Raw genomic sequence first — 11,820 nt, forward strand, 5'->3', positions numbered from 1 at the left:
GCATCATTTGAAGGGTTCGGCTCGCGTTTGGCCGGGCGCCATGTTGGTCTTATTCGTGATGGCTATGGGTGGTTGTGCCGGGGTTAAGGTCAACACCATCGATAATCGCGATTATCTCTCGCTTCGGCGTGGCGACGTGCTGACGTCAGGGCAGCTCAGCGCGGCAGCGCGCACCGCTTTGCAAGTTGCTGGTGTCGAAGAAAAACACTGCGACGAGGCCCCACAAGACTGCCGTGAACAGGTGCGTAATAACACTGGCTTGGGTGAGGAACAGCGTCTTGCCACGCTGTCTGAATTGTGGCTACAAGAGGCCCAACATGCACACAGCTCGTTAAGTGCCGAACGGCGTACCGACGCATTTCTGGAAAGCGCGCGTTATGCCTATGCCTATCTGTTCATGACCGCAAGAACACCTAGTCAGAGAGCATTGGAGGATCGTCAGTCTCAGGTCCGCGATTACTACAACTTCTCCGTTCAGCAAGCGCTCAGCGAGTTGTTCGAACGGTATCGGGGGCATCCGCCGAAGGCCGAAGACGACCAGGGGAATTTCCGACTGCGCGCAGGTCGCTGGACGGTGTTCGGGCGAATGGAAAATGTACGTCTGGCTAACGAGCGTTCCTTGCCTCAGGGACTTATTCCGGCCTCATCGCTGTCATTTGCCGGGCTGCGCAATCAGTATCGCCGTGACGGGGTCGGCGCCGAACTGGTGGCGGTCACGGCGAAAAAGGTGGTGAACAGCGACAGTGACGAACAGCCCTGGAGCGAGACGCCTTTTCCGGCCCTGACCGCCGTCGCGCGCTTTCCCGGTCAAACCCTTGAGCAAGTGTTGACCACCGATGAGGTCGAACTGCTGGCCTATGACCCGTACCGGCAGGACGCTGTGAAGCTTGCCGGCAACGAAACGCCGTTGGCGGCTAATTTCACCTCGGGCTATGGTTTGTGGCTTGCGCGCTCCGGGTTTGCCCGCCAGTCATTGCTCACGCTGGTGGGCAAGGGGGAGGTCCTGAAAAAGCCTCATCTATACCTGTTGCAGCCCTACGACCCCGACCGCCATGTCGTGATCATGTTGCACGGCCTGGCAAGCAGTCCCGAGGCGTGGATCAACGTTGCCAATGAAGTGCTCGGTGATGAAAACCTGCGGCGCAATTATCAGGTCTGGCAGTTGTATTATCCGACCAACCTGCCTTTGGCGCTGAACAACGCCACGATCCGTAATGTCATTGAGCAGACGCTGCAGCATTTCGATCCCGATCAAACCGCACGGGCCAGTCACGATGTGGTCCTGGTAGGCCATAGCATGGGCGGTGTTCTGTCCCGTCTTATGGTGTCGACGTCAGGCACGGGGGTAGGGGATGCCTTGCTCTCCAAGTACAAAATGAATGACCAACAATTAGCGGCCGCGCACAGCAACCTCGACCCGTTTTTGCAATTCACCCCTTTGCCGCAGGTCAGCCGCGCGATTTTCGTCGCCGCACCGCACCGAGGGACGCCATTTGCCGAGAACCGCATTTCGCGATGGGCTGCCGGGCTTGTGCAGTTACCGGTGTCGGTGCTTGACCGGTTCAAGCAGCTCGCGCAATTGCTGGTGGTGCCCGGTAGCGCATCGTCTGCGGCCATGGCCCGGCCGCTGAACAGCATCGATAACTTGAGTGACCGCGATCCATTCGTAATGGCGGTTGCAGACCTGCCCATCTCACCAGGAGTGCAATATCACAGCATCATCGGTAACCACACGCCCTCTCTGGCACTGACCCTGTCCGATGACGGTGTGGTGCCCTACAGCAGCAGCCATCTGGCGGGCGCCCAATCGGAAAAGATAGTGCCCTCGGGGCATAGCGTTCAGGATACCCCCGAGGCAATTATCGAGATCCGGCGAATTCTTCAGCAGCATCTTCAAAGCCTGCAAGAGCCGGTGGGGGTTCGAAAATGAGCGTTGCACGCAAGCTTATCGGCATACTGCTGCGCAGCCTGGCGACCGTGGCAGGCGGGGGCTTTCTCGCCTGGGGTACATTAGCGCTGAGTTATCGACTTGCACTGCCGTCGTGGGCCTGTAACGCCTTGATCTTCGTCTGGTGTCTATGCGGCGTCGGTTTGATCGTACTGACGTGGAGCGCACGGCCATTGCGCGCCGTTCTCGGTTACGTCGTACTGCTGGCCAGTATTGGCGTTTGGTGGAGCACGTTCATACCGTCGAACGAGCGCATCTGGGCAGATGACGTTGCGCGAATGACCTCCGGCAAACTCAATGGCAACACGCTCACCATGAGCAATGTGCGCAACTTCGAGTGGCAAACGGATGACAATTACCAGATCCGTTGGGAGGCACGTGAGTACGACCTGGATCACCTGGCTTCGGTGGACCTGATCACTTCGTACTGGGGAATGCCCGCTATCGCTCACATCATGGTGTCGTTCGGTTTCGATGACGGTCGATTTTTGTTATTCAGCGTCGAAACCCGAAAAGAGAAGGGCGAGAGTTATTCTGCGATCGCCGGTTTTTTCAAACAGTATGAAGTCAGCATTCTAGCGACTGACGAACGTGACGCGCTGCGGGTCAGGACCAATGTGCGCGGGGAGGACGATTATCTCTATCGCGTTGCGTTGTCAGCCCCTCAGCGCAAGGCCTTGTTGTTGTCGTACGTTGAACAAACCAATGATTTGCTGAATCACCCGCGCTTCTACAATACCGTGACTGCCAATTGCACCAGCATTGTCTTCGACATGATGAACACCATCGTCGCAGGCTTGCCGATGGACTACCGTTTGCTTCTGACCGGTTACCTGCCGGGCTACGTTTACGATGTTGGAGGCTTGCAGCCAGGTTATTCGCTTCAGGCGTTGCGTGATGCCGGTCGCATCACCGAGCGGGCGAAGTCCGAATCGGACACGGCTTTTCCCTGCGGATCCGAGAGGGCGTGCCGGGTTGGTAACCCTTTGATTTATTCAACGGTCGATGATTTAATCGGTCCGGCCTTTACTTTGCGGGGCAGGGAATAATCAGCGCCTCGAAGAAGGCCACCGGTCCAGCACGTGCGTCCCATACTGATGTCCCATCGGATAAAGGAAGACATTGTGAAAGCCCTCGTCTATCAAGGCCCTGGCGTTAAAGTCTGGACTGACAAACCTACCCCGCTCATCGATAAACCTACTGACGCCATTATTCGCCTGCTGCACACGACGATATGTGGCACTGACTTGCACATTCTCAAGGGCGATGTCCCTGCGGTAACGCCGGGCCGAACGCTTGGCCATGAAGGGGTGGGCATTGTCGAGACGGTAGGTTCGGCCGTACGTAATTTCAAGCCCGGCGACCATGTGCTGATTTCCTGCGTCACCTCTTGTGGCAGTTGTGCCAATTGCCGCCGCCAGATGTATTCCCACTGCGCGGACGGTGGTTGGATTCTTGGCCATATGATCGATGGAACTCAGGCTGAATACGTTCGCATTCCACACGCCGACAACAGTCTTTATCCGATTCCCGCCGGTGCCGATGAGGAAGCCCTGGTGATGCTCAGCGATATCTTGCCGACCGGGTTTGAAATCGGCGTGCTTGCCGGCAAGGTCAAGCCTGGCGACAGCGTGGTGATTGTCGGGGCAGGCCCAGTGGGCATGGCTGCATTGTTGACGGCTCAATTTTATTCACCGGCTACGCTGATCATGGTCGACGGTGATAGCAATCGCCTTGAGGTGGCACAGCGTTTTGGTGCCACCCACGTGATCGACATCAAGACCGACAACGCCATCGAGCGTATCTTTGAATTGACCGATGGCGTCGGTGTGGACGTCGCGATTGAGGCGGTGGGTATTCCGGCTTCGTTCGATACCTGTCAGTCGGTGATCGCGCCCGGCGGCAATATTGCTAATGTTGGGGTACACGGCAAGAGCGTGGAGTTGCACCTGGAGAAGCTATGGATTCAGAACATCAACATCTCCACGGGGCTCGTTAACACCAACACCACGCCGATGCTGATCAAGACCGTGCAAGCCGGCAAGATCGACGCCAGCCAGTTGATCACTCATCGCTTTGCCTTGAATGACATCCTTCAGGCATATGAAATCTTCGGCAATGCCGCCCAGGAGAAAGCGATGAAGGTCATCCTCAGCCAGTAAGACACGCCCACCCAGGATTTCAGGAGCTGCGAATGGCAACCCAGACTTTCCCCGCTGCGATGGGCGGTTCCTTATTGGTGCTCAATGCCGGCTCCTCGAGCTTGAAGTTCTCTCTCTATCACGGTAACCCCGATGAGCAGGGCGAACCACTGGCTCAGGGGCAGGGCAGCCTGGAACGGCGGGAAGAGCAGTGGGTGCTGTCGTTTACCGACAGGTCGGGCAAAGCCGCTGAGGAACGCTGGCCGTTGCCTGCGAAAGATGGCGACGCCCTGGAGCGTTTACTGCCGTGGATCGAAGCTCGCACCGGCGCGCCGTTGGTTGCCGCCGGACATCGCGTGGTGCATGGCGGCCTCCGTCAGGAAGTCGCCGCACTGGTCGATGAGACTTTGCTGATCGAGCTACAGGCGCTCACCCCCATCGCACCGCAGCACCAGCCGCTGTGCCTGGCGCCGATTCGCTTTCTCGCGTCCAAGTACCCTGGATTACCTCAGGTGGCCTGCTTCGACACGGCTTTCCATCACACCCTTGACCCGCTTGAAACTCTTTATGGCTTGCCTCGACGAATGACTGAGGAAGGCGTGCGCCGTTACGGCTTTCATGGGCTTTCCTATGAGTACATCGCTGAAGTGCTCGGCGACTATGACAGTGCTGCTGCTGCGGGACGAACCATTGTCGCGCACCTGGGCAACGGCGCCAGTCTGTGTGCACTGCATAATGGGCGCAGTCGTGCCACCAGCATGGGGTTCACGACGCTGGACGGACTGCTGATGGGCAGCCGACCGGGCCACCTCGACCCTGGCATCTTGTTGTACCTGATGCGCGAGCGCGCAATGTCCGCGCAAGCGCTTGAACACTTGCTGTATCACGAGTGTGGTTTGCTGGGCGTATCAGGCGGCATTGCCAGCGACATGCGGACCCTGTTGGCCAGTGATCAGGTGGCCGCTCGTGAGGCAGTGTCGCTGTACATTCACAACGTGGTCCGGGAAATAGGCAGCTTTGCCGCCGTGCTGGGCGGGCTGGACGCATTGGTCTTCACCGGCGGCATCGGTGAACACGCAGCACCGGTGCGCGCCGCTATCCTGCGCGGGTGTGCCTGGCTGGGGCTCGAACTCGACGAAGAGGCCAATCAAGCATCCGCTTCGCGTCTTTCGCGACCCCACAGCCGGGTCAGGGCCTGGATGATCCCTACCGATGAAGACCGGCTAATCGCCCGGTACACCCTGAAGCTTTTACCGACACCGTTGCTCGACAGCAACCCGGATTGACCGCGAGCCTCTGGCGTTTTGCCGGACGCTTTCCATCGTCATATTTTCGTGGAGTCGCTATGTATACCTTCAATCCAGCGTTTTCCAGCGCCGATGATTCAAACCACGTCAGCCCGATAACGCCCGAGGCGGGCGGTCCACTGGCGCCAGAGTTGCTCGACCGGATGCATCGGTATTGGCAAGCCGCCAATTACTTGTGTGTCGGGCAGATCTACCTCAAGGCCAACCCGTTGTTGCGCGAACCCTTGCAGGCCGAGCACATCAAGCCACGGCTGCTGGGGCACTGGGGAACGTCAGCAGGGCAAAACTTTATCTATGTTCACCTGAACCGGCTGATCAGCGAACAGCGAGTGTCCATGGTGTACATATCGGGGCCGGGCCACGGCGGGCCGACACTCAACGCCTGTGCATGGCTGGAGGGGACTTACAGCGACGTTCATCCGGACATCACCCCGGACGAGCCGGGTATGTTGCGCTTTTTCCGCAGTTTTTCCACGCCCGGCGGGGTCCCCAGTCATTGTGGCCCGCATACGCCCAACTCGTTGCATGAGGGCGGCGAACTCGGCTACTCACTGGTGCATGCATTCGGTGCCGTATTCGATAATCCGGATTTGTGGGTGGCTTGCGTTATTGGCGATGGCGAAGCCGAAACCTGCCCTTTGGAGGGCAGTTGGAAGAGCGTGCGCTTCCTCGACGCTCGCCGCGACGGGGCGGTATTACCCATCCTGCACCTCAATGGCTACAAGATATCCGGGCCTACGGTGGAGGCGCGTACCACCGATGCGGACCTCATCGAGCTGTACCGTGGGCGTGGCTACGAACCCCTGATCGTCGCCGGGGAAGACGTGCCTGGCATGCACCAGCGTTTTGCGGCAGCGCTTGACGCGGCCTATGCAAAGGGCCGGCATATTCAACAGCAGGCCAGAGAGCAGGGCGACACTTCGCCGCAGCGCTGGCCGATGATTATCCTGCGCAGCCCCAAAGGCTGGACGGGCCCGAAAGTCGTTGATGGCCTGCCGGTGGAAGGCACGTTCCGCGCGCATCAGGTGCCTCTGGCCAATGTCGTGCAGAATCCTGACCATCTGGCGCAGTTGGAGGCGTGGATGCGCAGCTACCAGCCGCACACACTGTTTGATGATAAGGGCTGCCTGGTCGCTGATCTGCAGGCGCTGACGCCACCCGCGCCGTTGCGCCTCGGCGCGGTGCCATACGTCAATGGCGGTCGACTGCTCACGGCGCTGGATTTACCTAATTTCGCCGACTACGGCCTACACGTCCCGGGGCCAGGCCAGGTGATCGCCGAGGCGCCTCGCAAGCTGGGCGAGTATTTGCGCGATGTCATTCGTACCAACCCGCATAATTTCCGGATCTTCGGCCCGGACGAGACCAACTCGAACCGCTTGAACGCGGTCTTCGAGGCCACCGATCGAACCGCCGCGGGTCCGTTGCTGGGCATCGACGACCACTTGGCGCGCGACGGCCGAGTCATGGAGGTACTCAGCGAGCATCTGTGCGAAGGTTGGTTGGAAGGCTATTTGCTGACCGGCCGCCACGGCATGTGGTCGACCTACGAAGCCTTTGCGCAAGTGGTCGATTCCATGGTGACGCAACACGCCAAATGGTTGCAGCAGTGCCGCGATTTCGCCTGGCGGCGGCCACTGGCCTCGCTCAACATCCTGCTGACCAGCCATGCGTGGCGCAACGATCACAACGGCTTCAGCCATCAATCGACCGGTTTCGTCGACAACGTCCTGCAACGCCGCTCCGACGTCGTGCGGGTCTATTACCCGCCTGATTCCAACTGTCTGGTCAACGTTTTCGACCATTGTTTGCGCAGTCGCAATTACGTGAACGTCGTCACCTGCGGCAAGCAGCCGGATTTCCAGTGGCTGAATTTCGATCAGGCTCTCAAGCACTGCTCGCAGGGCGCATCGATTTGGGATTTCGCCACCAATGACGGCGCGGCGGAGCCGGATATCGTGCTGGCCTGCGCCGGAGATGTGCCAACGACAGAAGCGGTAGCGGCCTCGTGGCTATTGCAGAAGCACGTACCCGGTATTCGCGTTCGTTTAGTCAACGTGGTCGATTTGAGCATTCTGGCCAGTCCCGACGATCGCCCGCACGGCATGGACCATGTTTCATTCGAAGCGCTGTTCACCCGCGAAGTGCCGGTGATGTTTGCCTTCCACGGTTCAACCTGGGTGATTCATTCCATGGTGCACGGGCGGACGAATGAAGCGCGCTTTCACGTGCGGGGTTTCTCTGATCGCGGGACCACTACAACGCCGTTCGATATGGTCGTGCTGAACAATATGAGTCGTTATCAGCTTGCAATCGATGCGTTGTCACACGTCCCCCGGCTGCGGTCCAGCAGCCTGGATGCGATGAGTTATTTTGAAGACCAGTTGCGCCGCCACCACACTTATATCCGCGAGCATTTCGAAGACATGCCCGAGATCCGCAACTGGCATTGGACCGACGACCTCACGCAACCGCAATCTCCACCGCCGTTAGCCAGAGGTCAGGCCCGTGGGCAGACTTTCACTGATGCGTAGACCCCAAATGCTGCGCCGGGCCTCGACCAGGTACACCCGTCCCGCACGAGCCTCACCGTCTTGCCCCCTATCCAACGGGCAAGACAGAATATCCATCAAGGATTGAGGCGAGGCATCGCTTCAGTGCTTGCTACCGCGCAACATCCGGATCTTGCTGGGTTCCCGGTGCCGCCAATAGCGGTGCTTGATGACTGGTAAAGACCGCTCAGAAACAAGAGGTGCACAGGCGGCTCCGGCTAGCCGTTAGCGCGTATGTCGATTGTCGATGGGGGGCTCAAGCCCCCATCTGGGTCGCGCCAGCGACTGTCTCCTAAGCGTCAATGTTGATATCCGGTTCCTTGCCTGCGGGCTTGGAGCTTTTGAGATCGTCTACCACACCTTTGCCCACGTCCGAGACTGCTTCCCACGTTTTATCCATCGTCGCTTTGGCTTGGTTGGTCAGCTTGTCGCTTGTCTGGCCAAAAATCTTGTTCTCCTGGTGAGTGGACGGGAAAGCAGCGCCGATAGCCGCGCCCAACGCGATGCCAATCGCCGCCAATGCCAACGGCTGCTTTTTGAGCATGTATTCAACAGTGCCCTGGAGATTGCGCCCTTGACGAAGCAGCGCGTCCTGCGTCTTGTCCGACGCCGCCTTCAGTTTCTCGCTGGCCTGGAAAGCACCAGCGGCCGTGCCCTGTTTTATGCCGTCGATTTTTTCACTGCCGGCTTCTGCCAGATGAGACGCCCGGTCTCCCATGTCATGGGCTGCCTGGCGGACATGATCCTTAGCACCTGTCAGTGAATCATTCAGAGATTGCGCCGCACTGCTGACCTTCTCACCGAAATGGCTGAACATCGAAGGCTCTGTACTGCCAGGTTTCTGATTCTGCCCGAGCATCAGCCAAGTCACGCCAACGGTGGCAAGCAGCACCGGCACAGGATTGTTTTTTACCGAGGTTCCAAGGTTGTTGAAGAACTCACCTCCGTTGCCTTTTGTGAAAGCCAAGGCCTGATCGAACAACTGACCAGGGGACAGCTTGTTCTCCAAAGCGTCCACGATGTTCTCGATATTCGCTCGTCGAGCATCGATGTCCCGTTCCAGCATGTCCGGGCTTTTAGGCACTTCGAGGTCAGGCACGGCGTCATGTTCGAACTGCTCTTTTGTCGCGAAGCTGCTATCGGTGCTCATGAGACTTTCCTCTTGATGGCGTCTTTGTCCTTGTTAAGGGAATGTAGGGTGCGTTCCGGTGCGAGTTGGGATGGCTCCAGATGTTTCTTGCCGGATTGCACCATCACAAAGCCGATGATCATCGCGACGGCTCCGACGATCAGCGCTGCCAACCAGGGCGAGACAACCAGGGCCAATGCATAGACCGCTGCCATCAGCAGGATCACCAATCCCGCGAGCATGATGACAGCACCACCTGCCACAGCCGCCGTGGCGGCTTTCGCGGCTTCAACCGAGGTTCTGATTTCAGCCTTCGCCAGTGCCAGCTCTTCACTGATAAGAGCAGGTACTTCATGTGCCAGTTGACGTACAAGCCCCACGAGAGAGGGGTCGCCTTCCTGCGGCGAGCGAGGAGGGACATCTGGATTGATAGCCATCACAGTTCTCCTTGGGTGGCCGGTTTACCGGGGAATGCTGAGCTTGGTGTATCGGAGGATGAAAAGTTGTCCTGCGCTGGGCTAAAGCTACCCAGCTCCGCACCCGACTGGCGAATTCCGGCGCTTGCGTCGCTATCGCTCGGGAGCGGCTCAGTCGAACGGAGCGTTCCCGTCTCTGTCTGCTGACCAGAGTTGCGCGAATGACGTCGTCCTCATGTATCGGGCGAACGGCGGGCTCCTCATCAGCAGCTATGCGCGGATCGAAATCTTCACCGTCAGCCTCGGCAGGACTCGCGGGGGACGCACCTGCACCTGCCTCGGAGATATCTGGCGCACTCGCGCGAAGGAACCGCGACAACCCGAAACCCAATGCAATGCTGCCCGTTATAAAAAGGGCAGGATTGTCCCGGGCCAGGCGTCCCACTTGCTGGAGCAGTTCATCAGCGCTTTTACCCCTCAAGCTCCCGGCGAAGTTCCCGAGGCCGTCTGCCACGTCAGTGATGTAATGCGAAAGCCCAAGAGTGTCTTTGTCCTGCAGCTCCTCGGCTGCTGTAGTAGCACTTCGAGCCAGATTTTCTATCTGATCAGCGGCGCTCTCACGATACTGTTCCAGATGTTCAGTGCTTTGCTCACGCGCCGTCTCGAAAAGAGCTTTGGCGTCATCTTGCAAACTATGAAGCGCATCGTTTGGAGGCGCTGAACGCTGTTGGGCGTCTGCGCTGCTTTCATTGAATGTGGGCATTTCCGTCACCATCCTTTATGAAGAGATACCCGCTGCGCCTGGAATGTCCGCCGCAGTACGCATCTCGCGCGTCAGGAAATCTGTACGCTGTAGAAGGTGGAACCAGCGCCCGAACGAGTAGTTCTAGGGGTTAGACGGACGGCTATCCGCAGATCCGAAGAGGAGGGCAACGCTTGCGAAATGCATCTGATTGGAAGGTCTATTCCCTGAAATACGATTCGCTTGGAAGGTCAGTGATAGAAAGACCTGAAGGTCCGTCGGCGATCTCAAGTCCAGGCCTCGGACAGAGAATTTGCGTCATGGGGGAGCGAGGGGGAGCAGGATGGGATACCGGCGTGCTATTAAAACCGCGAGATCGGAAGCATGAAAGTGCATCCGACCTCAGCGATGTGTCGGGTTCAGAAAATGAACTTGAACAGTGCAATGACTACGATCAAGCCGATCAGGAAGATGACACCGACTGTACCGCCGAGAAACTTCAACATAAATTTTACTCACTTCGATGGATGTAATGTCCTAGACCTTTCACGAGACATCTTGGTTCGGAAAATTTGATCCGCGAGAAAAGGCTGTCCTTCGTTCATCAGCAGTCAGCAATTACAGCTTTGCAATTCGCCCGTCGCTTCTGACACCGTTGCGTGCGTTGTCTCCATGTCTATGGGCCGTCCTGAAGAGAAGGGAAACAGAGGGGAAGCGATGGGGGCGCATCGACGGTCTGATGTCCAACGGCTCAATGCGGGGGATTTCGAAGCGCTTAAGCTCGCTAACAGCTTCCAGCGGGGATCTCAGCATCGCCTCAGTGATGACGATTTGGCGCTCGCCCGTAGCGACCAGGGAGGGCACCCATCAATCCTCCAGCCACAAGCAGGGGGCAAATGCTGTGCCGCTCGGTAAGCGTAACCGTCCGGCAAAGTCACCTACCCCATCCCCGCCATAAGGGCGATGTTCTCCACCTAAAATATGCGGACACCATCGTCCTTAACGCTGGAGTTCGGAAGGTGACTTGGCCGGACGCTTACGAAGCGGCAAACGGGCGGCGGCGATCATGAGCCTGATCCAGTCGGCACGCATGAATGGGCATGATCCGTATGCCTATCTCAACGATGTGCTGATGCGACTGCCGACGCAGCGGTCGAGTGAGATCGATCAGTTGCTGCCTTATAGGTGGACAGCTAGCCCTCCAATGCTAGAGGTTTAAACATCGCTTCTGGGTGATGTGATCAGCCTGATCGGCTCCTCAGGATCCGGGAAAAGTACTTTTTACGCTGCATCAATCATCTGGAACAGCCATCGGCGGGGCGGATCATCATCAATTCGCAGGAGCTGCTGACCCGCAAAAATTCGAGGGGCGACTTGTGTGCTGTCGACGCCCGTCAATTACAAGTCCTTCGCACCCAGCTATCGATGGTGTTTCAACACTTCAATCTGTGGAGCCACATGACGGTACTGGAAAACCTCATCGAGTGCCCGATGAGTGTACTGGGCTGTTGGCGCTGATTGAAAACTGACCCACCCTGCCGATTGAAAATTGACCCAGGGCAGATTGCCGATTTGTCATCAGCAA

9 protein-coding genes and 2 pseudogenes are annotated in these 11,820 nt (G+C 58.0%); 8 read left to right on the top strand and 3 right to left on the bottom strand.

Annotated elements, in window-relative coordinates; all coding sequences use genetic code 11:
• The first annotated feature begins 40 nt into the window (after positions 1 to 40).
• The 5 genes from CE491_RS21705 (at position 41) to CE491_RS21725 (ending at position 7,930) form a co-directional block, all read left to right on the top strand.
• Positions 41 to 1,930: an esterase/lipase family protein gene (locus CE491_RS21705; RefSeq protein ID WP_110950396.1), complete on the top strand. Its 1,890-nt coding sequence runs from the start codon at positions 41 to 43 to the stop codon at positions 1,928 to 1,930.
• A 191-nt stretch (positions 1,931 to 2,121) separates the two neighbouring features.
• Positions 2,122 to 2,997, top strand: coding sequence for an Lnb N-terminal periplasmic domain-containing protein (locus tag CE491_RS21710; protein ID WP_234407647.1), 876 nt, complete (start codon positions 2,122 to 2,124; stop codon positions 2,995 to 2,997).
• Between the two features lie 75 nt (positions 2,998 to 3,072).
• Positions 3,073 to 4,110: a zinc-dependent alcohol dehydrogenase family protein gene (locus CE491_RS21715; RefSeq protein WP_110950397.1), complete on the top strand. Its 1,038-nt coding sequence runs from the start codon at positions 3,073 to 3,075 to the stop codon at positions 4,108 to 4,110.
• 32 nt (positions 4,111 to 4,142) lie between these two features.
• The gene (locus CE491_RS21720) at positions 4,143 to 5,375 is read left to right on the top strand and encodes an acetate/propionate family kinase (RefSeq protein WP_234407648.1); all 1,233 of its coding nucleotides are present in this window, start codon (positions 4,143 to 4,145) and stop codon (positions 5,373 to 5,375) included.
• 59 nt (positions 5,376 to 5,434) lie between these two features.
• Positions 5,435 to 7,930, top strand: a complete 2,496-nt coding sequence (locus tag CE491_RS21725; protein ID WP_110950398.1) for a phosphoketolase family protein — start codon at positions 5,435 to 5,437, stop codon at positions 7,928 to 7,930.
• 310 nt (positions 7,931 to 8,240) lie between these two features.
• Here CE491_RS21725 and CE491_RS21730 read toward each other — a convergent pair whose 3' ends face one another.
• Complete coding sequence (locus CE491_RS21730; protein WP_110950399.1) at positions 8,241 to 9,098, bottom strand: DUF3618 domain-containing protein; 858 nt, start codon at positions 9,096 to 9,098, stop codon at positions 8,241 to 8,243.
• A complete protein-coding gene (locus CE491_RS21735; protein ID WP_110950400.1) occupies positions 9,095 to 9,514 on the bottom strand; it encodes a phage holin family protein in 420 nt (139 codons plus the stop codon). Before CE491_RS21735 ends, CE491_RS21730 begins: the two co-directional genes overlap by 4 nt.
• A gap of 214 nt (positions 9,515 to 9,728) precedes the next feature.
• Between CE491_RS21735 and CE491_RS21740 the strand changes: the two genes are divergently transcribed.
• Positions 9,729 to 10,214, top strand: coding sequence for a hypothetical protein (locus CE491_RS21740; protein WP_110950401.1), 486 nt, complete (start codon positions 9,729 to 9,731; stop codon positions 10,212 to 10,214).
• Between the two features lie 440 nt (positions 10,215 to 10,654).
• Here the strand turns inward: CE491_RS21740 and CE491_RS31465 are convergent, their stop codons facing one another.
• A complete protein-coding gene (locus CE491_RS31465; RefSeq protein ID WP_456107156.1) occupies positions 10,655 to 10,741 on the bottom strand; it encodes a small membrane protein YohP in 87 nt (28 codons plus the stop codon).
• Positions 10,742 to 11,262: 521 nt separating this feature from the next.
• Between CE491_RS31465 and CE491_RS21750 the strand changes: the two are divergent.
• A pseudogene (locus CE491_RS21750) lies at positions 11,263 to 11,454 on the top strand (transposase domain-containing protein); the annotation flags it as partial.
• A 12-nt stretch (positions 11,455 to 11,466) separates the two neighbouring features.
• A pseudogene (locus CE491_RS31075) lies at positions 11,467 to 11,741 on the top strand (ATP-binding cassette domain-containing protein); the annotation flags it as partial.
• Between the last annotated feature and the right edge of the window lie 79 nt (positions 11,742 to 11,820).

This window comes from Pseudomonas bohemica, from assembly GCF_002934685.1.
In the GTDB taxonomy this organism is placed as follows: Bacteria; Pseudomonadota; Gammaproteobacteria; order Pseudomonadales; family Pseudomonadaceae; genus Aquipseudomonas; species Aquipseudomonas bohemica.